The sequence below is a fragment of the Williamsia herbipolensis genome (assembly GCF_036153515.1).
Classification (GTDB): Bacteria; Actinomycetota; Actinomycetes; order Mycobacteriales; family Mycobacteriaceae; genus Williamsia_A; species Williamsia_A herbipolensis.
In genome coordinates this window covers 3022900-3048783 of the sequence record NZ_CP108021.1, presented here as the reverse complement: position 1 = coordinate 3048783, position 25884 = coordinate 3022900, and the positions used below count along the sequence as shown (strand labels likewise).

26 protein-coding genes are annotated in these 25884 nt (G+C 67.4%); 20 read left to right on the top strand and 6 right to left on the bottom strand.

The window, feature by feature from the left end:
• Positions 1–19: 19 nt before the first annotated feature.
• The 3 genes from OG579_RS13875 to OG579_RS13865 are packed head-to-tail and all read right to left on the bottom strand — an operon-like array spanning position 20 to position 4027.
• Positions 20–838 carry a class I SAM-dependent methyltransferase gene (locus OG579_RS13875; protein ID WP_328856402.1) on the bottom strand — a complete coding sequence of 273 codons (819 nt, stop codon included), beginning with the start codon at positions 836–838 and terminating at the stop codon, positions 20–22.
• A 9-nt stretch (positions 839–847) separates the two neighbouring features.
• On the bottom strand, positions 848–2266 hold the full coding sequence (locus tag OG579_RS13870) for an ATP-binding protein (RefSeq protein ID WP_328856401.1): 1419 nt from the start codon (positions 2264–2266) through the stop codon (positions 848–850).
• Between the two features lie 57 nt (positions 2267–2323).
• Positions 2324–4027 carry an FAD-dependent oxidoreductase gene (locus tag OG579_RS13865; protein ID WP_328856400.1) on the bottom strand — a complete coding sequence of 568 codons (1704 nt, stop codon included), beginning with the start codon at positions 4025–4027 and terminating at the stop codon, positions 2324–2326.
• Between the two features lie 188 nt (positions 4028–4215).
• On the opposite strand from OG579_RS13865, the gene OG579_RS13860 reads away from it, so the two are divergent.
• A complete protein-coding gene (locus tag OG579_RS13860; RefSeq protein ID WP_328856399.1) occupies positions 4216–4947 on the top strand; it encodes a YqjF family protein in 732 nt (243 codons plus the stop codon).
• A gap of 12 nt (positions 4948–4959) precedes the next feature.
• Here the strand turns inward: OG579_RS13860 and OG579_RS13855 are convergent, their stop codons facing one another.
• Positions 4960–5682, bottom strand: a complete 723-nt coding sequence (locus OG579_RS13855) for a TetR/AcrR family transcriptional regulator (RefSeq protein ID WP_328856398.1) — start codon at positions 5680–5682, stop codon at positions 4960–4962.
• Positions 5683–5898: 216 nt separating this feature from the next.
• Here OG579_RS13855 and OG579_RS13850 point away from each other — a divergent pair, with 216 nt between their 5' ends.
• Together OG579_RS13850 and OG579_RS13845 are read left to right on the top strand one after the other, a co-directional pair.
• Complete coding sequence (locus tag OG579_RS13850; protein ID WP_328856397.1) at positions 5899–7491, top strand: hypothetical protein; 1593 nt, start codon at positions 5899–5901, stop codon at positions 7489–7491.
• A 31-nt stretch (positions 7492–7522) separates the two neighbouring features.
• A complete protein-coding gene (locus OG579_RS13845; protein WP_328856396.1) occupies positions 7523–8533 on the top strand; it encodes a poly(ethylene terephthalate) hydrolase family protein in 1011 nt (336 codons plus the stop codon).
• A gap of 11 nt (positions 8534–8544) precedes the next feature.
• On the opposite strand, the gene OG579_RS13840 is transcribed toward OG579_RS13845, so the two are convergent.
• The gene (locus OG579_RS13840; protein WP_328856395.1) at positions 8545–9210 is read right to left on the bottom strand and encodes a TetR/AcrR family transcriptional regulator; all 666 of its coding nucleotides are present in this window, start codon (positions 9208–9210) and stop codon (positions 8545–8547) included.
• A 77-nt stretch (positions 9211–9287) separates the two neighbouring features.
• On the opposite strand from OG579_RS13840, the gene OG579_RS13835 reads away from it, so the two are divergent.
• The 16 genes from OG579_RS13835 to OG579_RS13760 all read left to right on the top strand — a co-directional run bounded on the left by OG579_RS13835 (position 9288) and on the right by OG579_RS13760 (position 23743).
• On the top strand, positions 9288–11024 hold the full coding sequence (locus OG579_RS13835) for a phytoene desaturase family protein (RefSeq protein ID WP_328856394.1): 1737 nt from the start codon (positions 9288–9290) through the stop codon (positions 11022–11024).
• Positions 10933–11667, top strand: coding sequence for a TetR/AcrR family transcriptional regulator (locus OG579_RS13830; protein WP_328856393.1), 735 nt, complete (start codon positions 10933–10935; stop codon positions 11665–11667). The genes OG579_RS13835 and OG579_RS13830 overlap by 92 nt, the downstream gene beginning before the upstream one ends.
• 250 nt (positions 11668–11917) lie before the next feature.
• Positions 11918–13234, top strand: a complete 1317-nt coding sequence (locus OG579_RS13825; protein ID WP_328856392.1) for a lipase family protein — start codon at positions 11918–11920, stop codon at positions 13232–13234.
• Between the two features lie 105 nt (positions 13235–13339).
• Positions 13340–13735 carry a hypothetical protein gene (locus OG579_RS13820; protein WP_328856391.1) on the top strand — a complete coding sequence of 132 codons (396 nt, stop codon included), beginning with the start codon at positions 13340–13342 and terminating at the stop codon, positions 13733–13735.
• 13 nt (positions 13736–13748) lie between these two features.
• The gene (locus OG579_RS13815; protein ID WP_328856390.1) at positions 13749–14750 is read left to right on the top strand and encodes an alpha/beta hydrolase; all 1002 of its coding nucleotides are present in this window, start codon (positions 13749–13751) and stop codon (positions 14748–14750) included.
• Positions 14751–14807: 57 nt separating this feature from the next.
• Positions 14808–15971, top strand: a complete 1164-nt coding sequence (locus tag OG579_RS13810; RefSeq protein WP_328856389.1) for a GGDEF domain-containing protein — start codon at positions 14808–14810, stop codon at positions 15969–15971.
• Positions 15972–16141: 170 nt separating this feature from the next.
• Positions 16142–16351 carry a hypothetical protein gene (locus OG579_RS13805; RefSeq protein ID WP_328856388.1) on the top strand — a complete coding sequence of 70 codons (210 nt, stop codon included), beginning with the start codon at positions 16142–16144 and terminating at the stop codon, positions 16349–16351.
• A gap of 77 nt (positions 16352–16428) precedes the next feature.
• Positions 16429–17598 carry a 3-oxoacyl-ACP synthase III family protein gene (locus tag OG579_RS13800; protein WP_328856387.1) on the top strand — a complete coding sequence of 390 codons (1170 nt, stop codon included), beginning with the start codon at positions 16429–16431 and terminating at the stop codon, positions 17596–17598.
• Positions 17595–18350 carry an SDR family NAD(P)-dependent oxidoreductase gene (locus tag OG579_RS13795; RefSeq protein WP_328856386.1) on the top strand — a complete coding sequence of 252 codons (756 nt, stop codon included), beginning with the start codon at positions 17595–17597 and terminating at the stop codon, positions 18348–18350. The genes OG579_RS13800 and OG579_RS13795 overlap by 4 nt, the downstream gene beginning before the upstream one ends.
• Positions 18341–19399: a phosphotransferase family protein gene (locus tag OG579_RS13790; protein ID WP_328856385.1), complete on the top strand. Its 1059-nt coding sequence runs from the start codon at positions 18341–18343 to the stop codon at positions 19397–19399. The genes OG579_RS13795 and OG579_RS13790 overlap by 10 nt, the downstream gene beginning before the upstream one ends.
• Positions 19396–20535, top strand: a complete 1140-nt coding sequence (locus tag OG579_RS13785) for a CaiB/BaiF CoA transferase family protein (RefSeq protein WP_328856384.1) — start codon at positions 19396–19398, stop codon at positions 20533–20535. Before OG579_RS13790 ends, OG579_RS13785 begins: the two co-directional genes overlap by 4 nt.
• A gap of 57 nt (positions 20536–20592) precedes the next feature.
• Positions 20593–21435 carry an SDR family NAD(P)-dependent oxidoreductase gene (locus OG579_RS13780; RefSeq protein ID WP_328856383.1) on the top strand — a complete coding sequence of 281 codons (843 nt, stop codon included), beginning with the start codon at positions 20593–20595 and terminating at the stop codon, positions 21433–21435.
• A gap of 90 nt (positions 21436–21525) precedes the next feature.
• Positions 21526–22182, top strand: coding sequence for a TetR/AcrR family transcriptional regulator (locus tag OG579_RS13775; protein WP_328856382.1), 657 nt, complete (start codon positions 21526–21528; stop codon positions 22180–22182).
• Positions 22183–22367: 185 nt separating this feature from the next.
• Positions 22368–22685: a hypothetical protein gene (locus tag OG579_RS13770; protein ID WP_328856381.1), complete on the top strand. Its 318-nt coding sequence runs from the start codon at positions 22368–22370 to the stop codon at positions 22683–22685.
• Positions 22682–23017 (top strand): hypothetical protein, encoded by a 336-nt coding sequence (locus OG579_RS13765; RefSeq protein WP_328856380.1) that lies wholly within the window; start codon positions 22682–22684, stop codon positions 23015–23017. The genes OG579_RS13770 and OG579_RS13765 overlap by 4 nt, the downstream gene beginning before the upstream one ends.
• A 99-nt stretch (positions 23018–23116) precedes the next feature.
• The gene (locus OG579_RS13760) at positions 23117–23743 is read left to right on the top strand and encodes a TetR/AcrR family transcriptional regulator (protein WP_328856379.1); all 627 of its coding nucleotides are present in this window, start codon (positions 23117–23119) and stop codon (positions 23741–23743) included.
• Here the strand turns inward: OG579_RS13760 and OG579_RS13755 are convergent.
• The gene (locus OG579_RS13755) at positions 23706–24635 is read right to left on the bottom strand and encodes a LysR family transcriptional regulator (protein ID WP_328856378.1); all 930 of its coding nucleotides are present in this window, start codon (positions 24633–24635) and stop codon (positions 23706–23708) included. The two genes, OG579_RS13760 and OG579_RS13755, sit on opposite strands and share 38 nt — an antisense overlap.
• A gap of 105 nt (positions 24636–24740) precedes the next feature.
• Here OG579_RS13755 and OG579_RS13750 point away from each other — a divergent pair, with 105 nt between their 5' ends.
• The gene (locus tag OG579_RS13750) at positions 24741–25832 is read left to right on the top strand and encodes an SLAC1 family transporter (protein ID WP_328856377.1); all 1092 of its coding nucleotides are present in this window, start codon (positions 24741–24743) and stop codon (positions 25830–25832) included.
• Positions 25833–25884: the final 52 nt, after the last annotated feature.

The window sequence follows — 25884 nt, the reverse complement described above, 5'->3', positions numbered from 1 at the left end:
ATCGCGCCGGGCCGCGCACTCAGCGGCGACGGGCGGTGACCACCACGTAGGGCGAGTCGAAGGCGATGGCGCCGTCGGCGTCGGTGTGGGGCGCGAGAGCCACCTCGAACGCCGACATCAACCGGTCGTGCTGCATCTCGCTGACCCGGTGCAGCACATCGACATGCATCGGCGACTCCTCGGAGATGAAGTGCAACGCGGTCTCGAGGGTGCCGAAGCGCCACGTGTGGACGCGATGGTCGATCTCGACGGTGTCGAAGTCGCCCGCGAGCCGGGCGTGGATGGTGTCGGGCACGCCCCAGTCGTCGGGCGAGTGGTCGGCTCCCGCGGGACGCGGCCGACCGAGCACCGACACGATGGGGTCGTAGAAGGGGTTGTGCGCGGCACGTACCCACGAGGTGAAACCGAGTGTGCCGTCGGCGCGGAGCAGGCGGGCGATCTCGGCGACCTGCGACTCGGGCTCCACGAAGATGATGCCCATGCTCGACAGGATCACGTCGGCGGAGTCGTCGGGCAGCCCCGTCGCCGAGGCGTCGGCACGCACCCAGGTGATCGGTTCCGATTGCGCGACATCAGCTTTCGCCGCGGCCAGGCCGAGGAGATCGGCGGTGATGTCCACGCCGGTGACGCGGGCCCCGACACGTGCGGCGGCCAGCGCGACCGAACCGGTGCCACATGCGAGGTCGATGACGTCGCGGCCCTGCAGCGGACGGAGATCGTCGACCGTCGCGACGAGTTCGGCGGCGACACCGGCTATCCGTTCGCCGACCGCCTCGTACCGTCCCCGCGCCCACATCTGCTGTGTTGCCCCGTCACCGGTACCACCGTCGGCCGCCATGGACCCACCCTAGTCGCGCGGTTCGATCGGTATGCGCACCTCGAACGTGGTGGCACCGGGCTCCGATTCCACCCGCAGGCTGCCCTTGTGCTTCTTCACCACGATCCGCCAGGAGATGTCGAGACCGAGCCCGGTGCCCTGCCCCACCGGCTTGGTGGTGAAGAACGGTTCGAAGATGCGGTCGCGGATGTCGGCGGCGATGCCCGGCCCGGTGTCACCGATCTGGACGAGCGCGGTGTCGCCCTCGCGTCGCGTACGGACGGTGAGGGTGCCCGCACCGTCCATGGCGGCCACCGCGTTGTCGATGAGGTTGGTCCACACCTGGTTGAGCTCCGCGGCGTACATCGGGATCGCCGGGAGCGTGGGGTCGTACTCCTTGACGACCGTGAGGTCACCGATCTTGCGCCCCAGCATCACCAGGGTGCTGTCGAGCAGCTCGCGCAGGTCGGCCCGCTGGTAGGGGGCGCGATCCATCTGCGAGTACTGCTTCGCCGCGTCGACCAGGGTCGACACCCGGGTGGTGGAGTCGGCGATCTCGTTCATCAGCAGTTCGGTCTCGATGGTGTAGTTCAGCCACCGGATCGCGCTCTCGAGGAGGCCGTCGTCGTCGACGCCCGCACGGACCTTGTCCAGCCAGGCGACGTCCATCCCGGCGGCGACGAAGGTCGGCGCGAGATCCCAGCCACCGGCCACGCCGCGGGCGTCGAACCAGTCGGCGAGCTCGTCCTCGCGGTCGGCGGCCTCCATCGGCGAGAGCGTCGGCGCCTTGGCGACGAGCTCGGCCGCCTCGTCCTGCAACCGGATGAGACTGGCCATCGTCTCGTGGTCGTAGGTGCCCGAGGCGATCATGCCGAGCTTGCGGCGCATGTGCGACACCCGGTCCCGCAGGCTCGCCGTCGCACGGACGGCGGCCGCGGCGGGGTTGTTGAGCTCGTGGGTCAGACCCGCCGACAGCGAGCCGAGCGCGAGGAGCCGCTCCCGCTGATCCATGATCTGTCGCGAGTTCTGGTTGCCGAAGAAGAGTCCCTCCAGCAGGTGGACGGCCATCGGGAACCACTCGCGGACCAGCCGGCCGAACACGTCGGCGTCGAGGACGAAGAATCGCGACGGCACGAGTACCCGCGCCGACGCCGGGTACGTCTGCGCCGCTCGCTCACCCAGATATGCCTGCCACGCACCGGAATACACGCCCGGCTGCGAGGTGCGACTGATCTCGATGTCCTCACCACCGGACAGCTTGCTCATCACCATCTCACCGGAGATGAGCACGTAGAAGCACGTGGCGTCGTCCCCCTCGGCGTACACCGGACCCGGCTCGAGGAGCTCGACATGACCGTTCTCGCACAGGGTCTCGAGCTGTGACTGATCGAGTTTCTCGAACAGGAAGAGCGTCCGCAGTTCGTCGGGACTGCACGTGGTGGGTGTCATGGTCGTCTGATTTCTTCGAGAGGGTGTCGGGTTCGGGTGGGACGGGGCCGGCGCGGGTCAGGGGTTGGCGATGTAGCGGTGCACGAGCATGACGGCCATCGCCCCCTCGCCCACCGCCGAGGCGACGCGCTTGGCCGACTGCGAGCGCACGTCGCCGGCGGCGTAGACCCCGGGCACGCTGGTCTCGAGGTGGTGGGGCATGCGGTCGAGCGGCCACTGTCCGGCCCCGCTGTCGAGGAGGTCGGGACCGGAGAGGATGAACCCGTGCTGATCACGCGCGAGCAGGCCGCCGAGCCAGTCGGTACGCGGGGCGGCCCCGATGAACAGGAACAGGAACCCGGCGTCGACCGACTCGACGTCGCCGGTGGTGTTGTCGCGCAACCGGATCGACTCGAGGTGGTCGGTCCCGTCGACCCCGACGACCTCGGTGCAGGTGCGCACGTGGACGTTGGGGGTCTTCTCGATCTGCGCGACGAGGTAGTGCGACATCGACGCCGCCAACGACGGCGCGCGCACCACGATGGTCACCGACCGCGCGCTGCGAGCGAGGAACAGCGCGCCCTGCCCGGCCGAGTTGGCGCCGCCGACGATGTAGACGTCCTGATCGGCGCAGCGTGCCGCCTCGGTCACCGCCGACCCGTAGTAGACGCCGCGGCCGGTGAGTGCCTCGAGTCCGTCGGCGTCGTGCTGCCGGTAGGAGACGCCGGTCGCGAGGATCACGGTGTGGGCGTCGACGCTCGTGCCATCGTCGAAGCGAACGGTGCGCGCGGATCCGTTGGTCTCCAGGGCCACCACGTCGCGGGTGGTGATGAGCTCGGCCCCGAATCGGGTCGCCTGCCGACGTGCCCGGTCGGCGAGCTGCGCCCCCGACACCCCGTCGGGGAAGCCGAGGTAGTTCTCGATGCGTGAGCTCTGGCCGGCCTGGCCACCGGTCGCGGTGCGCTCGACGAGAACCGTCCGCAGGCCCTCGGACGCGCCGTACAGCGCGGCGCCGAGCCCAGCGGGTCCGCCGCCGACGACCACCAGGTCGTAGAACTCCCCCGACGGAGCGGTCTGCAGGCCCAGATGTGCGGCGAGTTCGGAGTCGGTCGGGGTGACCAGCGCGGTCCCGTCGGCGCAGATCACCGTCGGCAGCGCGGTGTCGTCGAGTCCGGCCGCACTGAGCAACCGGGCCCCCTCGGGCTCGTCGGCCATGAACCACCGGTAGGACAACTGGTTGCGCGCCAGGAACTCCCGCACCTCCGACGACCGCGGATCCCATCGGTGTCCGATCACGCGGGTGTCGGTGGCGGGGCGGTTCTCGGTCGTGGACCAGGCCTCGAGGAGCGCATCGACGACCGGGTAGAGCTTCTCCTCCGGCGGATCCCACGGCTTGAGCAGATAGTGGTCGAGATCGACGAGGTTGATCGCGTCGATCGCCGCGCCGGTGTCGGCGTAGGCGGTCAGCAGCACCCGCCGCGCCATGGGGAACAGGTCCATCGCCTGCTCGAGGAACTCGATGCCGCTCATCATCGGCATCCGGTAGTCGGCGAGGATCAGTGCGACCGCCTCGCCGCGCAACGTCATCTCCCGCAACGCCTCCAGTGCCGACTCCGGCGACTCGGCGCGGATGATGCGGTAGCGCTCGCCGTAGCGGCGACGGAGATCCCGCGCGACGGCACGCGACACCGACGGGTCGTCGTCCACGGTCAGGATGGACGGCTTCGCCTGGCTGGCATCGGCGGCCCTGGCGGGCGCGGCGTTCGGGACGGGAACAGACACTGGTGACCTCTCGAGGGTCGATGGCCGCCGCACACTCGACACCGCGTGCGACGCGACGACGCTCATTGTGCGCCGATCCGGGGCGTGATGGGACGCCACGGACCGGTCTTCGCGCAGGGCGAACACGGTGGTCGCAGGGTGGCCGAACGCACATCGGGCGTCTGCCGGGGGCGTGCCACGATGGATTCATGAGCACGCTCGAGGGCTACCCGGTGACCGCGCCCGACCTCCGGCGACCGGTGTTCCTCGATCAGCGGTGGGACGATCTCACCTTCGTGCACTGGCCGGTGGCACCGGAGAACGTGGCCCACCTGTTCCCCGAGGGCACCCGTCCCGACGTGTTCGACGGCGTGACCTGGGTGGCCCTGGTGCCGTTCGTGATGAACTCCATCGCGCTGGGCCCGTCGACACCACCCGTCCCGTATCTGGGGTCGTTCCTGGAGACCAACATCCGGCTGTACTCGGTCGACGACGCCGGCCGGCACGGCGTCCTGTTCCGATCGCTCGAGACCGAACGGCTCGCGGTGGTCCCCGCCACCCGCGTCGGGCTCGGCATCCCCTACACCTGGGCGAAGATGCGGATGACCCGCGACGGTGACCGCATCACCTACGACAGCACCCGTCGGTGGCCGCGGCGTGGTCTGCGCAGCCGACTCACCATCGACGTCGGGGACGAGGTGACGCCGACCGACCTCGAGACGTGGCTCACCGCGCGGTGGGGTGCACACACACGCGTCGCCGGACACACCTGGTGGGTACCGAACGAGCACGACGCATGGCCGTTGCGTGGCGCGGAGGTCGTCGAGCTCGACGACGACCTGCTCGACGCGTCGGGGGTCATGCCCGCCGGCGCACCTCTGCGCGCGCTGTACTCGCCCGGTGTCCGCACCCGGTTCGGGCGACCGTCACGCGCCGACTAAACCCACGCATACTCACGCGGGCGCGCGGGTCAGCATGCGCAACATCCATTGGGACAGTTCGGGAACCAGGTCGAGCAAACCTGCGGTCTGCCCGACTTCGAGCGCGTCGGAGGTCAGCTGGCGAACTGCGTAGACCACACCGAGATATGCCGACGGCGGGAGACATTCGGTGGTCGGATCCGTGACGGCGATCCGGGCATGGTGGGTCGCGAGCGCATCAGCGAAGAGCTGCAACGACTCTCGCCGACGACGTCGAGCGGGTTCCCCCATCGCGTCGATCTCCACCTGAAAGGCACGACCCACGACCGGATCGCGTCCGATCGGGCGAAGATAGGCGCGCAGCCCGGCGGCGACGAACTCGGGCAGGTTCTGATCAGCATCGAGTTCTCCGGCGAGACTGTCGAGCAGGACACCGATGAATCGGTCGTAACTCGCCAGCGCGCAGGCCTGCTTGTCCTCGAAGAATCCGTAGAAGACAGACCGCGACACCTTCGCCCGCTGCACCACATCGGTCACGGTGACGTCGCCGTACCCCTGTCTGGCCATCAGTTCGGTGATGGCGATCATCAGCCGTTCGCGCTGGGCGGCCGCGACGACCTCACGCGGCACGTTATGCCGACCCCTGGGCAATGAACCGGGTGGATCGAAGAACACCCCCGGAAGAATCCGGACGTCCGGTGTCGCCATAAGTGTCTCCGACAGTTCACCAACGGGCTCCATGCCACGAACGGCCACGCACTGCCTCCGTCAACGAGTACGGGGTCGTCTCCTGAGCTGTCCGACCACGCCGACCAGCATGCCAGGAACCGCAGGCTCCGCCGCGCATGCAGGTCGGGTCGGGTCGGGTCGATAAAAGTACGGGCTTGTATTCCGATGTGTGAACGGTTTACATTCGGCCCACGCACGTGACCCGCGACACAGGTGTGACGGGTTAGGCCGAACGGTTCCGCGATGGGGGAGAAGTTGAAGCGAATGCACGAACGGTCGATGTCGACACCGCCGGTGGAGGCGCCCCACCACGGCGTCCTCAGCCGGCGACGCCTGTTGCAGGCAACCGGGGCAGGCCTGACGGCGGCAGCGGTGTCCGGCCGAGTGGGGATCGCAGGCGCCGCGCCCAACCGCAGGGCCGGAGCCTTCACCTCCGAGGATATCTGGGAACGCAATCTGCAGCTGGCCGATCGGGGGCCTCGTCTCACCGGCAACCCGGCGCACCAGCAGTTCATCGACTCCATCGCTGACGACCTCGACCGGATCGGCCTCTCGGCAGCACATGATCGATTGACCTTCGACCGTTGGGATCCCATCAGATGGGAACTCTCGATCGCAGGCCGACCCGTACCGGTGGCGTTCTACTTTCCCTACTCCGGCATCACCGGCCCGGAGGGAATCACCGGCGACCTCCATTACCTCGGTGTCCTCGGGCACTTCGGTGCATGGTCACCTGCCCGCGGAAAGATCGCGGTCGTCGAGGTGCCGGTCCTCCCGTTGCCGATCACGGTCGGTTACCTCGCTTCGGGGCGCTATCCCGCGAACTCGGCTGCGCCGAACCCGCTCGCCTACCTACCCAGCGTGTCGGACACCGTGGGTGCCCCATCTCTCACCGGCGCGGCGGCAGCGGGGGTTCGCGGCGTGATCTGCATCCGAACCGGTGTCAGCGAAGCTCTCGCCGCCGATCAGTACGCACCGTTCACCACCGGTTACCAGGGATGTCCCGCCTTGTGGGTGGGACCGGGTGTCGCCGAGCAGGTACGCGCGGACGCCCGCCGGGGCGCTCGAGCAAAACTGGTGATGCATGCACGGCATGCGATGGCTGCGAGCACAGAGACCGTCTACGCGGTGCTCCCCGGGACACATCCGACGGAGTCGGTCATCATCAACACCCATACCGACGGTCCCAACGTCGCCGAGGAGAACGGCGGGATCGGGGTGCTCTCACTGGCCGCCCAGTTCGCCAGGATCCCCCAGAGCCGACGCCGCAGGACGCTCGTTTTCGTGTTCGTCACCGGCCACTTCCAGCTCCCGCAGTTCGAGACCGAGGTGGGCAACGGGGTCGGGACCATGCAGGCCTCGAGCAGGTGGATGGCGATGCATCCGGAATTGTGGGACGGCAGACATGGTCACAAGAAAGCAGTCGCCGCACTCACCCTCGAGCACCTCGGGTGTCGCGAATGGCTCGATGACGATCGACACGTGCGATATGCGCCGACCGGCCGCAACGAGGTCGGCTGGTGCTACTGCACCACACCCGCGGTCCGCTCGGTCTACCTGAACAGCGCGAGAGGAACCACCAACGTCCGCACCGTGACCTGCGACCCATTGCCCGCCTTGTACTTCGGCGAAGGGGCGCCGTTCTACAAGAGTGGTATCGCGACGATGTCACTGATCCCGTCGCAGTCCTACCTCACTGCGGCACCGGCCGACGGCGCGATCTCGAAGCTCGACAAGAACCTGATGGCCGGACAGATCGCGACGTTCTCGAACGCCCTCAACGCACTCGAGACGATGTCCGCCGAACACATCGGTCGTCCCACACTGCCGATCTGACAAACGCGTCCATTCCCGTCGAAAGGTTGCCATGCGCAACGTCCGTCCCACCGTGGTCACCACCGTCACCGTGTTCCTCCTCGCACTCGGCCTCACCGCCGGTGTCGCGTCTGCCGCACCCACACCGCCGACCCCGGCCGTCAGCGCATCGACCGGGTCGTCCCTCACCGGTCCGTACCGAACCGCGCAGACCCTCGATGTGGGTGCGTGCACCTCGCTCTACGGTTTGATCAGCAACGGGATTGCGATCGGCATCGGCAACAACCACTCCGATCTCACCTGTTCGCGCACCTTTCCCGGCGGCCTAGAAGCCCCGTCCGGTGTCGCGCTGTACTACCCGGCCGACGCGCCTCGCTTCGAGAAGCTGCCGGTCATCCTCTGGACCGGAGGTATCCTCTCCGAGCCGGGCAATTACGACCGAACCGCCAAGATGCTGGCCAGCAATGGATACGTGGTTGCGGTGTCCTACGACTACATCAATTCGCTGGGATACCTACCGTTCATGGCCGCATCGGCCGTTTCGCGGGCAAACGCCGATCGACGGAACCCGCTTCACGGACGCGTCGACCTCGGGCGCGTCGCCGTGGCAGGACACTCCGCGGGCGGTCAGGCCACACAACAGGCCACGAGTCTGCCCGCGAACGTCTGGAAGCAGATCGATCCGGCTCTCGTCGTGCGCAGTGCACTGGCGGTCGAACCCGGACCACTCGCGATCGGCGCACTCGCCCAGGTGCCGACCCTGTACCTCAGTGGTTACAACGATTTCGTGGTGCCGCACTATCTCTGGGTGCGGTGGACACAGTTCGAGATGAACACCCGGTTGCCCGCCTACCTGCTGTGTGCGCGCGGGACCGGACACGTGACCCCGGTCGACGACCCGGCCCACAATCCATTGGCGCCGATCATGCTCGGGTGGTTCGACCATACGTTGCGCGATGACCCGGTCGCCGGACGCGCCTTCATCGGACCGCGATGGGGGCTCGGTCACGATCCCGGCTTGCAGTACGCATTGCGCAACCGCGCGTCGACCGCACTCCGCTAGCAGCAGTTCGGTCAGTGATACTCGCCAGACCAGAGAACTCGCGGGTCGTCGGGACGCACCAGGCCTGCGACGAGGATTCGTGTCGCCTGAGAGATCATCTTGCGCAACGTCTCTGCGTTCGAGACCAAGACGTCCGGCTCGATCACTGTCAGGGCGAGAACGCCGTTCCACGAACCGACGAGATATCGGGCGAGGAGGTCCGGATCGACCGCGAAGATCTCACCCTCGGCTACCGCGCGCCTGATGATATCGGCGAAGCCGTCGTACATGACGAACACGCGTTGTCGGATCCGCTCCTGGACTTCGGTGTTCACGGCGCTCATCGCCTCACCCATCATGAACCGGATGAGGAACGGACGCTCGAGGAGCAGGTCCAGACACACCTCACCGGTTCGGATCATCTGGTCAAGCGGGGTGGCGGCTTCCTCGTAGGCGACCGCCAACCGCTCGATGATCTGGTCGAGCGCACGTTCGGCTACCGCGAGAAACAGACCGTCCTTGTTGCCGAAGTGGGTGTAGATGGATCCGACGGACACATCTGCCGCAGCGGCGATCTCGTCGACGCGCACGGCCGCGTAGCTGTCGGTGAACCGTTCCTCGGCCCGATCGAGGATCAGCGTCCGCGTGCGCTCTCGGCGTCTCACCATGCGTTCGGAGGGTTGACGGGTGGTCGGCATGCGGACACAATAGCAGCGACTTCAACTATGAACTTGATTCAAGTTTGAGGATAGTTCAACGACGATTAGGTGGGTTTATGCCGCACGATGACGTGATTTCGGTCCGCGCGCACGGAGCCGGAGGCAACCGATCGTTCGACGCGATCGTCGTCGGAGGGGGCCTGGGCGGTTGCAGCGCCGCAGCCCACCTCGCAGCGCTCGGACACAAGACGCTCCTCGTGGAAAGGTACTCAATCCTCGGGGGCAGCTCCCATGTCTTCCGCCGCGACAACGAATGGGAATTCGACTGCGGTGTGCACTATGTCGGCGATTGTGGTCCCGAAGGCGAGGTACCGCGACTCCTTCGTGGGCTGGGTCTCGACGAGGCGATCGGCTGGCTACCCCTCGATCCCACACGCTTCGACACCGTCATCGCGCCGGGACTCGAGGTTCGAACACCCGCGGACTGGGACCGATACCTGATCAATCTGGAGGGCGCCTTTCCCGAGGACCGCGCCGGTATACGGCGCGCGGTGGGCGTCCTCCGCAAGCTAGGAGAGTCACTCGACCGAACCAGGGACACTCAGTCGTATGGACGGTTCGCAGCCGCCATGGGCCGCGCCGGCTGGGCCGCACCGTACGCCTTCCTCCCGTATGTGGCGCTTCTCGTGAGGTGCGGGCTGAGTCCGCGCACGATCTTGGCGATGTCGGTGCAGAACGGCGCGTTGGCATCGACGCCGGAGACCCTGAGCACCCTTGGGCACGCGATCTTCCTTCAGAACTACGTGGGGGGCGGCGCATATTACCCACGCGGCGGCGGTCAGACGCTCGCAGCCGGTTTCGCCGCCGTCATCCGTGCCAACGGCGGCGAGATCAGCACGAACACCACAGTCGCCCGTATCCGCACGGAAGGGGGCTCGGTGATTGGCGTCGAGCTCACGGGAGGGCGGCATCTCGATGCGCCGATAGTGGTCTCCGACCTCGACCCGGTGCGGACCTTCCGAGACCTGGTCGGGACCGAGAACCTGTCGAGGCGACTCCGACTGAGATCGCGATCGTGGACCATGTCGAAACCGCTGATCAACGGGTTCTTCGGCGTCGCGATGGATCTGTCCGACATCCCGAACACCAACTACTTCGCGATACCCGACCTCAGCGTCGCCGACTCGCTCATGTCCTTGAAGCGGTTCGGCGAGCGAACGGCCGGAGGTAAAGGCCACCGCGATGGCGAGGCCTGGGCGCGAGACTTCGCCCGCTCGCAACCGATGTTCGTCCAGTCGTCATCTCGACGCGATCCCGACTACCGACGGGCTGCGCCGCTCGGCCACGGAACAGTCGAGGTACAGACGCTGGCGCCGTACCGTCCCGACCTCTGGGGGTTCGACGGCTACGACGTGGCCGATCGCGAATACAAGCGAAACAAGCAGTACCAGCGCGTCAAGGAGATAGTCCTCGACGGGATGCTCGAGCGAATGGAACAGGCGATCCCGGGATCGTCGTCGCGGGTGCTGATCTCGGAACTGGGCACGCCCGCCACGCAGGAACGCTATGTCGGCAACACGGGAGGAGCGCCCTTCGGTCTCGCCTACACACCGACGCAGATGGGACCCATGCGACCAGGCCCCGCCACATCCATACAAGGGCTCTATCTCGTCGGCACCAGCACGCCATCTGGCCCCGCGACCCAGGGCGCGATGGTCAGTGGTCAGATCGCGGCGGGGATCATCGTCGGTAGAGATCTGAATGCCGAGGTCCGCGCGGGCGCGTCCATCCACCGAGGCGAGAAGATCGACGTATCGTCGGTCAGCGCCGACGCCCTCCGTGCCAGTCACTGAAGCCCCGGCATCAGCCGTGTCGACGTCGTCGTGCCCTGGCTTACAGCCCTGCTGCACCCCAGCGACCGCGACTGAGAACGATCGGACATGGGCGGTCCCAGAGTTTACAAGTCAAACGCACTTTTTTTGGTTGAGAACCTGTTCTACCGATGCAGTGAGTCGTGGTTCCCGCACTCAGGCGGAGCGCACCTCGTCAACCCGAAACGCCCTCATGGACGCCGCCTTCGCGACTCTCGTCGAAACGGGTTACGCCTCGCTGACCAGGCGCGGAGTGTGCGAGCGAGCCGGGTTGAGCCTCGGCGCCCAGCAGCACCACTTTCCGTCGAAGGCGGCCCTGGTCACCGCGGCGGTCGGGCAATTGTTCGAGCGGGTGACCACGCACGCCCTGTCCACACCGATTGCGACGATGAGCCAACGCGAGACCGCGCTCGTCCTTCTCGACCGGATCTGGGAGGCCCACAACCATCCGCTGTCCTACGCCGTCATCGACCTGCTCGTCGCTGCGCGAACCGACGAGAATCTGGCGCACACCGTGAGGCCGGCGATCGATCTCGCCCTGGCGAGTGCGATCCAGGGTGTCGACTCCTACTGCCCGACTTCGCACGGGCCCCCGGATTCGCAGGACTCGTCGCCGCCGCCATAGCCGCTGTGCGTGGATCGGTGATTCTCGGTTCCATTCCGGGATGCGCGCCACTGCAAACAGATTGGCCCACTCTCCGAGGCCAGCTTATGACAGCACTCGATCACCTCGAGCACGAGCCAACCGAACACAAAGATGACAAAGACGGGATGACACGATGACTCGATACCGGGACCATCAGCCGACAGCAGCGCATCGACGCACGCCGCCTCCCACAGCCAGCGTGCCCGTCAGGCGGGGCCTGCGTCGCGCGGTGACGCAGCTGACAACGCTCATCGCGACTTTCGCAGTGGTGTTCGGCGGGCTCGTGGCGACCCAGGCCGCAGCAGAAGCCTCGCCGCCGTCACCCAGCTTCTACTCCCCACCCGCCGGGTTCGAGACGACAGCCCCCGGGACAGTCCTCAAGTTTCGGGCGACCACCGTCGCGACCATCGGACTTCCTCTCCCGATCGGGGTGCGCGCGTGGCAGTTGCTCTACCGCACATCTGACGAAAGCGGCCGACCCACGGCCACGGTAACCACGGTTCTCGCGCCTCCGCCGAGCCGCTCGACATCGAGGCTCCTGTCCTACCAACTGTTCGAGGATGCGACCGCGCCCCAGTGCGCACCATCGCGAAACCTCTCCACCGGAGCCGATCTCGACGGCGTGCTCCCGGCGTCGGCATCGTTGGTGTTGGTAGCGGCCGCCCTGAACCGTGGATGGACTGTTGCCATCCCCGACCACGAGGGTCAGAACTCGAGGTTCACAGCGCCACGCGAGCCGGGGTACGCCGTCCTCGACGGAATCCGTGCGGCCACGCGATTCTCCCCCACGGGACTGTCATCGAGCTCCGCCGTGGGGGTTGCTGGGTACTCGGGCGGCGCCCTGGCGACGGGTTGGGCGGCGCAGGTCCAGCCTCGCTACGCACCTGAGATCAATCTCGTCGGTGCCGCGATGGGGGGCACCCCGGTCGACATCGGAGCCGTGCCGGAGCATCTCGACGGCTCGCTCGAGGCGGGGATTGGACTCTTCGTCATCGCCGGCCTTCGACATTCCTATCCCCGGCTGTCGGAGCGACTCGATCGCTACCTCACCCCTGCGGGTCGTGCCGCGTTCGCTCGCCTGTCCCGTGGGTGTGCCGTGTCGAACACACTCCTCTCGATCGGCCAGTCATATGGCCCCCTCTTCAACCGACCGTTCCGAACGGTCTGGCGAGACCCTGTCATCCGCTCCGCGCGCCAGCAGGCACAACTCGGCGGCGATCCGACCACGGTGCCCCGCTTCATTTATCACGCTGTGGCCGATGAGGTGGTCCCTGTTTCAGGCGTCGATCGGTACATCACCTCCGAGTGCGCTCGAGGAGCGCAGATCACCGAGCGCCGGGAGGCCCTGGGCCTCCACGTCACGACAGCTCTCACCGGTCTGCCTGCGAGTCTGGACTGGCTGGATCGGCAATCCCGCTCCGCCAGCCCGCCGCGAACCTCTGTGTGCGACATCGCGACAGTCCCCAGTCTGGTGACGACCTCACCAGGCTCGACGTTGCGCACGCTCGAGCAGTCTGTGCGTGCGATGTTCGGCCTGACCGGCTGATCACAACCTTCAACCCATGAGATCACGGAGAACAGCATGAGCATCCCGACGCCGAACCGACCCGTGCCGATCGCGCTCCGAGCGCTGGTGATCGGACGCACGGCCATGGCCGCCGCGGCAATCCTCGCACCGGAGCGCGCACTGCGGGCATTCCGAATTCCCGTGGTCGACAGCGCATCGAGCACCACGTTTCGCATGTTCGGTATCCGGAACGCCGTCCTCGCTCATCAGCTGTTCACCATCGATGACTTCGAGAATCCACGGCGACTGCTCCTGATCAATTCTGCGGTGGACATTGCCGATGCGATCGCTGTCCTCGTTGCGACGGCGCGCAAGGAATTGTCCCCGGTGACCGCAGCGATCGGGTTGTCGGTCGCGTTGGGGGCGTCCAGCATGGGCGCGGTAGCCGCTCAGCGATGGCCGGAGGCCGGCGGGGCGCCATCGAATCGCGCCACGGTGTCGCGACGAGAAGCGGTACATCCACGCACAAACGAACTGTAGGACGGAGCCCGCCATGTTCTCGGTGTCCCGCCGGACATTCCTCACCGGTATCGGTGCTTCTGCCGCCGTGCTGTCGACCTCCGCAACGGGATTCGCGCTGCCTCGGGCGTCGGGCTCGGTGACGCGAGTCGACGTCACCTTCGCGTCGGGGGGTGACCGCTGCGCGGCGTGGCTGTACCGTCCAGCCGGTCCGATCCGCCGGCGGGGACCCGCGGTGGTTCTCGGGCACGGCCTCGGATGTCTCAAGGAGATGCGGCTCGACGCCTACGCACAGCGATTCGCCGAAGCCGGCTACGTTGCGCTGGCATTTGATTACCGTCATTTCGGTGCCAGTGGCGGAACACCCCGCCAACTCCTCGACATCGATCGGCAGCTCGGCGACTGGCATGCGGCGATCGGGTACGCCCGACAGCTACCCGACGTCGACCCTGATCGGATTGCGGTGTTCGGCACGAGCTTCTCCGGTGGGCACGTCCTGGAGGTGGCGAAGTCCGACCGGCGGATCGCCGCGGTCATCAGCCAGTGTCCGTTCACCACCGGCGCCGCATCGACATTGACCCTCGGCGCCGCCGCCGTGGGTGCCGGCGCACTGGCCGCGCAAGACCTCGCCGCCACCGGATCTTCCGCGAAGCCGGTGATGATCCCACTGGCAGGCGATCCCGGAGACGTCGCTCTCATGAACGCCCCCGACGTCAAACGCGGATACTTCGCTCTCGTTCCACCCGGCGTCGCGTTCGTCAACGCGGTTCCCGCCCGGATCGCGGCGCGAATCCCCTTCTACACCCCTGGAGCAGCCGCGGCGGCGGTGACGTCACCCATCTTCTTCGCGGTGTGCGACAAGGACTCCGTCGCGCCTCCCGGTCCCACTCTCGCCTTCGCTGCCACTGCACCGCGGGCGACTATCCGGCGCTACCCCGTAGGACATTTCGAGATCTATCTCGGCGAGGCCTTTCGGCGCGCATCCGCCGACTACGTCGCATTCCTCGAACGGACCCTGCCGACGTCCATCGGGTGACCGTCGATGCTCCATCAAGACGGACATGTGCACGATGCGTGCGCCCACGAGGCGCACGTGTCGCCCCCCGACGCTGTCGGAGCGGGCGGAGCACGAACGCCGACATTCGGAGCGGGTATATGCCGGCTGATCGATCTCGCGGGGCGATGGTGGACAGCTCCCGTCGACCACCTCTGGATGCGTACTTTTCTCGAGAAGCGCGGTTTGGCAACGGTCGTCAGGCTCCTGATCGCGGCGTTCGCCGCCTCGATGGCGATCTCCGCGATTGCCATGCTGGTGTCGCCGGCCGGCCCCGACACCGCAGCGGGCACGTGTGTCACGGCCACCTCAGCCTGCCTCGCGGCCATGTGGGCCGTGCGATGGGCCTTCTGGGCCTGGTTGTCGCAGCGAATGTCCCTGGCCTTCGTGGGCTGCGCCGACATCGGCCTCGCGGCCGCAGCCTACGTCGATGCCAACCCGCTCGCGGGACTGAGCGGAACGCTGATGATGCTCATCCCGGGCCTGTACGTGACGTTCTTCCACGGACCGGCCGTGATCGCTGTCCATGCGACGTGGTCGGTGGCGGCGTGCGCAGCGGTGCTGCTCCCTCTGGTGACAGGACCACAGCCGGATGTCGCCCTCGTGATCGCGAAGGGCGCGATGGCGATGACGATCCTCATCGCCATCCCGGTCGCGTCGCACATCGGTCTGTGGCTGCTCCGCACCGACGCCGCCGAGGCTTCCATCGATCCGCTCACCCGCCTCCTCAACCGACGCGGACTCACGGAGGCGTTTCGCGCCGAGCTCATCAACTCTTCGGCCGACCGCGACATCGTCGCGGTGACCGTCTTCGATCTCGACTCCTTCAAAGCGGTGAACGACCGGCACGGTCACCTCGCCGGTGATCGCCTGCTGAGCGACGTGGCCACAGCCGTCCGACGCAGCGCCTCCGCAGATCTGCACTGCCGACTCGGCGGCGACGAATATGCCGTGGCTGCGCTGTTGTCCACCCCGCGCATACCGGATGTGGGAGAGGAGATCCGCACCGCCGTCCATCGGATCGGCGCGCCGTGGGGGGTCACTGCCAGTGTGGGCACGGTGACGGTTCCTCGACACCTCCTCGATCCGCACACTCTCGGCCACCAACTCTCCCAGATCCTGCACCACGCCGACCGCGCGCTTTACGTAGCGAAGCAGTCGGGCGGGAACACGGTATCGCGATCGGTGATGACGAGCCTGTGACGTCGAGCCGGTGTCGCCGCCCGGCGCATCAAAGATAAACGAGCTAGTCTCAGATCTCCCGGGCACCTGTCCGGCAAGTCTGTCATCACCCGGCGGGCTTCCACGTGCGCGCGAGCGCGTATTCACGATCGATCCGTACGGCGCCCGGCCGGACGGCCGTCAGGAGCACGATGACGATGTCACCACCGACCCGACCTACGGCCGACACGACCAGCCGCGCAGCCGTTCTCAACGCCGTCGTCGTGGCGATGGCAGCCATCCGGCCCGACACGTACGAGCAGGCACGTCATCTACACCGCGGGTATCTCGCCGCGCACGGCGTCGACGAATCGGACATCGACCTCCACTGGCGGCAGATCGAAGGGACCTACGTCGACTGACAACCAGACTCACGCTTCCGGTACGCGGAAATACCGGTTTCCGTCACGGAGTGCAAAGTGAGTCGCTACAGTCTCACTTGAAAGACGTCGCCTGGTCGACGACGCGCCCAAGCCGCCTCTCATCTGTCGATCACGATCCCGCAGGGGACCCACCGAGCGTCAGCGCGGCTCAACGTCAACGGACCAATGGTCCCCGAACGAATTGGGACACAACAGATATGACTACACAGCAAACCGACGTCGATGTCGTGGAAGCCACTGCGCGCACCGGGGGGGCGAGCGGTCTTGGTGGGTACGGGGTCCTCGGTGTGGGGATGTGTCTGCCCGACACGATCGTGTCCAACGCCGAGATCGCGGCTGATTGCGGAGCCGATGTCGATTGGATCGAACGGAGAATCGGGGTCGTCGAGCGTCGGCGACTGCCATCGTCGGACACGGTCGCCGACATGGCGGCGACCGCAGGCGCGCAGGCGCTCGACGATGCGTCTGTGCGGTCAGGCCGTTCGTTCCAACCGGGTCTGCTGATCGTTGCCGTCACGGGAGGCGACAGGGTTGTTCCCGCCCCCGCCTTCGACGTCCACGCCGCACTCCATTTCGGGCTCACACCCGCGTTGAGTGTCGACGGCGCCTGCGCCGGGTTCGCGCAGGGCATGATCACGGGACTCAGTTACTCACGGGCGGGTTTCGCCGACACCACGCTTGTGATCGGCGCCAACCGCGCGGCCTTTTACGCCGACCGACACGACAAGCGCATTGCTCCACTGTTCGGTGACGGTGCCGGGGCGTTTCTCCTGGGACCCGTTCCGACGGGCCACGGGATCTTGGCGTGGCAAATGTTCACCCACAGCGAGTTGACCAGCTCCCTGTACACCGACCGGACGATCCAGGGCTCGACCGCGGTCGAACCGCTACAGATGCGGGGACAGGAGGTCGCGAACCTCTTCGCGACACGACTACCGGCATTCATCGAGCAGACCCTGGCCGATGCCGGACTTCACATCGCCGACGTCGATCGCCTGTTCGTGCACCAGGGCAACGTGCGAATGGTCGAGGGGCTGGCGTCGATTCTGGGACTGTCACCGGAACAGGTACCGATATCGGGACGCCATGTGGGCAACACCGCATCGGCATCGCTCCCCATCGGGGTCGGAATGTCTGCCGACGAACTCACCTCGGGGGACATCGTCGTTCTGGTGACCGCGGGTGCCGGGCTCAACGGTGCCGTGGTGGTGATGAGGTGGACGTGAGAAGTGAAAGACGCCACGTACTGGTCACCGGCGCGTCCGGGACCCTCGGCGCGGAGATCTGTCGCCGCGTGGCAGGCACGGGGTGGGACGTCACGCTGGTCGTCCGCACCCGCGACGCCCGCGCAGCCGAGACTGCGCGCGAATGCCAGGAGCTGGGCGCACAGACAACCGTCGTCGCGGCCGACCTGGCCGACCCCGGCTCCGCGGAATTCGTTGTCGAGCACGCGCGGGCCACGATCCCGACACCGATGGCCGGTCTCGTGCATTGTGCTGCCCACTTCACTTTCGCGCGCGTGGGCAGGCTGGCGGATGATCTGCACTCCGACTATCTGCGATCGTTCGATGTCAACACCCACGCTCTGCTGCGGCTGATCGATCAGTGCGGCCGACACATGGTCGACGACGGCCGGATCGTCGCACTGTCGTCGGTGAACTCCGTGCTGGGACTACCGGGATCGGGCGCCTACGCCGCGAGCAAGGCAGCAGCCGAGGCACTGATCAGAACAGCCTCTCGGGAGCTCGGACACCGAGGGATTACCTGCAACACTGTGCAATTGGGCCTTGTCGACACCCCGGCGGCAGCGGCCGTGACCGATGCCGGGGTCCGCGATCTCTACGCGATGCAGTCGGCGGTGGGCCGGACCGGTCGCGCAGAGGATGTCGCCGCCCAGGTGAGCTATCTACTCTCGGAGCAGGCTGGCTGGATGACGGGTCAGACCGTCCGGCTCGACGGCGGTTTCCAATGTCGATGACTCCGGCCCGCACACTGTCTGACGCCGAACTCACGGAGCTCGCCGATTGGCTCGACGGTGCGCTTCCACCGCATTCTGGCCCGCTGACCATCGCGCCCTACCCTCAGCAGGCGGGGAACAGTCATCTGGTGTTCCGGGTGCGTACGTCCTCTCACGTCTGGGCGATGCGCGTGGCACCCCTACGTGATTCGTCCGGCGGATACGACCTGTCGCGCGAATTCTCTGTGCTTCAGGGACTGTCGGGGAGTCCCGTCCCCCATCCGTCGCCGGTATTGTGCGCCGCGTCGCCGGGCTGCCCCATCGACCGTGACCTCCTCGTCTGTGACTGGGTCCACGGTCACACCCTCGTGGGGCCGTTGCCCGCCGCCATCACAAACCCCGGTAGCGGGGAGAAGCTGGCCTGGTCGCTCGTCGAAACCCTGGCCGACATCCACGACACCGCGGTCACCGCACCAGTTCTCGACCGACCCCGCGCGTCCGCCGCCGAGTTCCTCGACCGGCAGTTCGAGAAGGGGCGGGCCATGCTCGACCACCATTCGGTACGCGACGTCGACCACCTGACACGGCTGTTGGCAACCCTGTCCGACCACCGCCCGGCGCGGTGGCACTGCGGCCTGATGCACGGTGACTACTCGGCGATGAACGTCATGATCCACGACGAGCGCACCCCGACCGTGTCGTGTGTCCTGGACTGGGAAACCGCGACCGTCGGGGCCACGATGGTCGACCTCGGATATCTGAGCGCTCGTTGGGCAACCGCCGACATGGACCCGTTGCTTGCCGCCTTCGCGCTCGGCGCCGGTGATCCCGACAGCCTCCGTGCACTTCCGCCGCGTGACTTCATCGATGATGCCTATCAAGCGATCACCGGGCGCTCGTGTAGGGACCTCCCCTTCTTTCAGGGTCTTGGGATGGCTCGTCTGGCTCTGGCAGTAGAGGTTCGCGTGGCCCGTGCTCACAGACAGGGACAGCACGATCGAGCACAGGGGTTCGCGCGTCTCGTGGACACGGTTGTGGCCCACGGCCTGCGATTGACGGACGCCGGATGATACCGCCGCTAGCTGGGGTCAAGGTCGTCGAGTCGGCCCCGCTGCTCGCCGGTGCGGCCGTCGGCATGAAGCTCGCCGACCTCGGCGCGGACGTCGTCAAGCTTGAACCACCCCGAGGAGATCTGCTGAGGTGGGTCCTAGGTCAGATTCAGCCCGGATACAGCCCCGCCCATCTCCAGATGAATCGCAACAAGAGGTCGGTGGCGATCGACCTGTTCGATCCCTCCTGCCTGCGTCAGGCGCTGGACATCATTTCAGCCGCCGACATCCTCATCGACGGCAACGCTCCGCGAACGCTCGCACGTGCCGGGCTCACGCCAGAGGCGTTGCGTTGCTGCAACCCTCACCTGATCCACTGTCGCGTCAGCGGATTCGGGGCCACTGGCCCCTACGCCGTCATCCCCGCGCACGGTCTGCACATGAGTGCGCACGCCGGTGCACTGTCGGTGGACGAATCCGCCCCTCCGGCGGGCGCATCGGTGTCGGGCCGCGGCGGTGACAGCGCGGCCGCCCTCGGTGGCCAGGTGGCACTCACCGCGCTTGCGGCCCTCTGGGCTCGCCACACACGGGGTGGCGGCGGGTGCGTCATCGATGCCGCGGGCGCCGACGCACTCCTCTCGCATTCGGTCCTGCCGGTGGTTTACGCCGCGAACCGCCACCGGTTCGGCGACGACGTGGGCCTGCCCGCCCTCGACGGCGGCACAGCCGGCGCCCGGTACAACGTCTACGAGACGTCCGACGGCAAGGCGGTGGCTTTCGCCGCCCTCGACGACGGCCAGTGGAACACGTTCTGCTCACTGAACGCGCTCCTCGACCCCCCACCCGACGACGAGGCCCTGAGATCGGTTCTCACCCGGTGCTTCCGGTCGCGGACACAGGACGAGTGGTTGGATCTCGCGATCGACCACCGCCTGTCGATCGGGCCTGCCCATACCGAATGGCAGCAACTGGTCGACGACCCACAGTTGCTGCACCGACACGTGTTCGGCGAGGACGTCCATCCCGTTGCCGGCCCCTTCACCTACCTCGACGCCGCTCCGCTCATCGACGGTGTCACGTTCCCGCTTCGCCGTCACGCGCCCGCGATCGGCGAGCACAACGACGAGTTCGCCCACGGGTGGCCCACCGACCTCTGACGAGAACGACCCGGTGGTGTCGAAGCGGGCACCACCACGACCAAACAAGGGAATGACATGTTCAAATCTCATCGAATCGACGGTTCCGTCGTCGGCATCACCGGCGCAGGACAGGGCATCGGCGCAGACGTGGCGCGCAGGCTCGTCGCCCGCGGCGCACGGGTCGCCCTCATTGATCGCGTACCAGGCAACGTCGAGACCCTGGCGACCGAACTCGGCGCCGCGGCATACTGCCACGTCGCCGACGTGACAGACCCGGACGCGACCACCGACGCGCTGGACTCGGCCGCCCGCACGTTCGGCCGTCTCGACGCGGTCGTCGCCAATGCCGGCGTGATGGACCCGGCCACATCGGTCGCCGAGACCACGTCCGCCCAGTTCCGCCGATTGCTCGATGTCAACGTCGCCGGCGTCTTTCACACCATCCACGCGGCGCTGCCACACCTCCACGAAACCAACGGGTACGCCCTGTGCGTGTCGTCGCTGGCGGGCCTCGTCCCCACCCCGATGATCGCCTCGTACGTCGCCAGCAAGCACGCCGTAGACGGTTTCGCACGGAGCCTGCGGCTGGAACTGTCCGCCACCGGCGTCGATGTCGGGGTCGCGTACTTCGGTGTCATCGACACCCCGATGGCCCATTCGGCAATCGGCCACGTCGGCGACGTCTGGGACTCGCTGCCCGCTCGCGTGCGACGTCCCGTGCCGGTTGGCGAAGCGGGCGGGGCGATCGTACGAGGTATCGAACGACGGAGTTCATCGGTGTTCGCGCCCTCGTGGATGGGCGCTGTTCTGCTCGGCAGCCGCGGATCGTCGTCACTGTACGGACGAGCGGTGATCCATCACCCTGCGATGCGGCGGCTCGTCCGTACCGACCCCGGAACAGCGCCGACGTCGCGGTGAACGAGTCCGGATGAGCCCGCGCGCACAGCCCTGACGGCGTGGCCGGCAGCATGTCGCCACTCGACGGCCGGCGTCATGGACACTGTCACGGTGACCGACGACGCGACAGCACCCAACGGGCGGACCTATGGCGGGGTAAAGGTGTCCGACCGGCGCGCCGAACGCCGTGAACGGTTCGTCGCCGCGGCGATCGACGTGTTCGGCACCAGCGGCGGCTACAGCAACGCCTCGGTAACCTCGATCTGCGCTACGGCAGGCTTGTCGCGGCGGCAGTTCTACGAGGAGTTCGCGAACCGGGAGGACGCACTCATCGCGGCCTACGACTCCGTCCAACAGAGTGCCGAGGATGCCGTCCGCCGACAACTGTCCGAGATGACACCGGGTGCACGATCCTCCGGCGCAGACCTGTTCTCCGCCTACCTCGATGCGATTATGAGCAGCCCGTCGCGCGTGCGTTTGTCGTACGTGGAGATCTTCGGTGTGAGCGAACGGGTCGAGGCCCACTGCAGGGAACGGCGTGCGACATGGGTGCCGGTGATCGAACGCATCATCGCCGTGCTGAACGGGCCGGGCGCGCTTCCCGGCGCCCCCGGTATGGCCGCCACCGCGATCATCGGCGCGATCGACTCGATGGCACGCGAGTGGCTGTATTGCTCACCACGGCCCCCGGTGTCCACTCTCGTGGACGTCCTGCAGGCGATGATCGCCGGGTTCGTCGATCCCGCGCGGCATCTCCGTCACCGCTAGTCGCCACCACTCTCCCGCAATGTGAAACGGGGGCGTCTAAGTTAGAGTGGTGTCGGGATCTTGATCACGACCGTTACTGCTGTGGGATCTCGCGCGAACAACGACCTGCCCGGTGAGGTGGAGGAAACCGGCTCATCGCCACCCACCTCACACCCCCGACGGCGACGCCCGGCAAGGAGTAGAAGATGCAGCAACGACCGGGATCGTTGGCTTCGACCCACTCGATGACCACCCATGAGGGCGGCGAGAGCGTCTCCGCGATCGAGACCCTGCGATTCGCTCTACGTTGGCTGCCCTACGGCGGCGCGGACAGCTACGAGATATTCGTGACCTTCGGTTTGACCCCGGCTCAATTCGGACACCAACTCAGGAGCGCTGCAGCCGACCGTGAAGCGGTGCGGGCCACCGCACTCTCCTCGGACGAGCAAACCCGGATCCTGGCCGAGGCCCGACGAATGATGCGCATGCCGTGGCCCGCTAACGCCGCTGAGTCACCACGATGATCGGCGAGAACAACACCCCGTCAGCCGGCACCGAACCGGCGCCGGCCGACAAGTCTGAACCCGCGGGGTCCGAACCCGACGCGGCCGAACCGCAGACGGCCGACGCGGGCGCGTGGGCACCTGCGGTCGGTGTGGACGTCATCGTGCACCCCGGCTCCGACCGTGCGGTCCCGGGCGTGGTGGTGCACGACTTCGGTGACTTCCGCGCGCACGCCGTCACTGCCAACGACACGACCATATCTGAGCCCGCGCGGCGGTGGGCCGTCCAGACCGTCGAGGGTGCCCTGGTGTTCGCCGACACCGATCAACTCGTCCCACCCGACGCCGAATAGCGTCGGCCACTTCGCAGAAGGCATTTCCCTTCGTGGGCACGACGTCACCAGCTACGCGGTCGCAGGCCGCACCCCACCCTTTCGATCACGAGGCGGACCGTGACCATTGACAGCAAGAGAGCGCCCCGCGGCCAGGGTCGCGAGACTTTGCTGGGCGCAGCGCAACGATTAATCGCCCGGGACGGCGCGAACGCGGTCACCGTGCGCGGTGTGGCCCGGGAGGCGGGCCTGTCGATACCGCTGATCTCCTACTATTTCGCGGGGCGGGCCGGGCTGATCGAGGAGGCGTTCGACGCCCATGTCAGTCGAGTCGAGACGCTGGCGGAGCGGGTGACAACCACCGGTCGACGGGGAATCGAGGCGGGCTTACGCGCCGTCTTCGCGGATCGTTCTCACGTCCTCGTACGACACGAGCTACACATCGAGGCCGCCCGATCCGGGATTTACGGCGTCCCCTTCCACCGGTCGCGGTCGGCGATGAGTCGAATCGTGTCGGCAGGCCTTCACGCGAGTGGTCATTCCACCGAGACCCGGCGCACCGCAAGAGGCGCGATGGCCGAGCTCGAGTCGATCGCGATGACCACCGCGGTGGAGCATTCCGATGACGGCCTCTACACCGCGGCGATGATCGCCTACCTCGGTGTCACATTCGGCGACGTACGGGGTCCGAGTGGGCCAGCGTCATCGTCTAAGAAGTCGGCGTCGGGTACACACCTCTGCCCTTGATGGCGTGATCGACGAGATCGCGTGCGGGACCGCGTAACCCGCGATCGCGATCCCAGATCGCTCGAAGCTGTCGCGGCATCGTGACCCCGTCGATGGCGACGGCGGCGAGCGTGCCGCGCCGGAGGTCGTCGCGCACCGACAGCGACGACAGCACCGCAGGCGACCCCGCGCTGAGCATGGCCGCCCGTACCGCCGACACCGAGTTGAGTTCGAGCATCGGTTCTGCCGGTGGGTGTCCGGCGGCGGTCATCGCGTCGGTGAACACCACCCGGGTCCCCGAGCCGGATTCGCGCTGCACCAACGCCGTTCGCGCCACGGTCGACGGAGCGACACGCCCCTTACGCGCCCAGGCGTGGTCCGATGGCACCACGAGGAGGAGCTCGTCGTGGTCGACGACACGCGCCGTCACGCCACCCTGCACGCCGCCGTCCTCCACGAAACCCACGGCGCACTCCCCGGCCACCACCCGGGCGCGCACCTCCGTGCTGTTCATGGGCCACACACGGACCTTCACCTCGGGATGCGCATCGCGCAGTGCCACCACCCATTCGGGCATGAGGTATTCGGCAATCGTCATCGACGCCGCGACGGTCAGGGTCGCCGAGCGTTGCCCCAGCAGGCTGTCGACGCCGGCCGAGAACCGTTGGGCCTGATCAAGGACGGCCGCGGCCCATTCGAGGATCACGACACCCTCGGTGGTCGGCTCCACGCCGGTGGCCGAGCGGCGGAACACCGCCATCCCGGTCTCGCGTTCGGCCGCGTGCACACGTGCGCTCACCGCCTGCTGACTCATCCCGAGTTTCCCGGCGGCGGCGTTCATGCTGCCGGCGCGGGCGACGGTGACGAGGACGTCGAGTGTCGCCAACTCCGGGACGTGCACGGGCACCACCATGAGCGCCGACGCTACAACCCCGAGCGAGGGGTTACAACCTGCGCTTGTAGCCCTACAAGATCGTGACGTCTACCCGCGAACACCGTGCTCGGCGATCGTGAGGACATGACCGCATCGATGACCACGCGCACCGCATCCCCGACTGCGCCTGCGCCGACCACGGCACGGCTCGCACACATCACCCCCAACTGGTTCACGACCGTGATGGGTACCGGCATCGTCGCGGTGGCGGCCGCGCAGCTGCCCGTCGGCGGTCACGGCCTCCGGCTGCTCGGGACCGCGCTGTGGGCGGCGTCGGTCCTGGTGTTCGTCGCCGTCACGGTCGCGTTCGCACTGCATTGGCACCGCCATCGCGACGCCGCGCGCGCCTACGCCCGTCACGCGACCATGGCGCACTTCTACGGGGCTCCGGCCATGGCGGCGATGACCGTCGGCGCGGGAACGCTCCTCTACGCCGCACCGATCGTCGGAGCGACCACCGCGCTCCTCACCGACGCCGCGCTGTGGGCGGCGGGGACCGCAGTGGGCGTCGTGACGCTGATCGTCGTCGGTGTCGGCTCGCTGCGCCGCCCCGACCGGGGAGGTCCGGCTGCGCCGACGCGGATGATGTCGGTGGTCGCGCCGACGGTCTCGGCCTCGACCGGCGCGCTCCTCGCCACACACATCGCGAACGACGCCGTCGCCCACCTGATCCTCGCGACCGCTGCCGTCATGTTCGCCACCGCGCTGGTCGCCGGCGGCGCCACCGCCGTGGCCGTGTTCCGTCGCATGCTGCGTACCGGGGCGCCCGTGGGTGGCGCAGCGCCGACCGCGTGGATCCCGCTCGGCATGATGGGCCAGTCGATCACCGCCTCGGTCGCCCTCGGTGCGGCGAGCGGCAGCACCGGTCTGCACTCCCTCGGGGTCGGCGTCGGAATCGTCTTCGCCGGTCTGGCCGCCGCCACCATCGCCGTCGCGATCACGGTCACCGCACGCGCGGCGCGGCGCGGACTCCCCTTCTCGATGACGTGGTGGAGCTTCACCTTCCCGATCGGCACCTGCGTCACCGGTGCGAGTGCGCTCGGGAAGGCCACCGGCTCCGTCGCTGTCGACGGCATCGCGGTCGCCGGGTTCGCGGCTCTGTTCGTCGCGTGGGCGGTGGTCGCGACCCGCACCGGGGCCGCCGTGATGCGCGGTGATCTGCCCGCAGCGGCCTGACATCGTCGTTCGACCGACCGCATAAGCACGGGTTCCCGCGCGCCGGATCCCC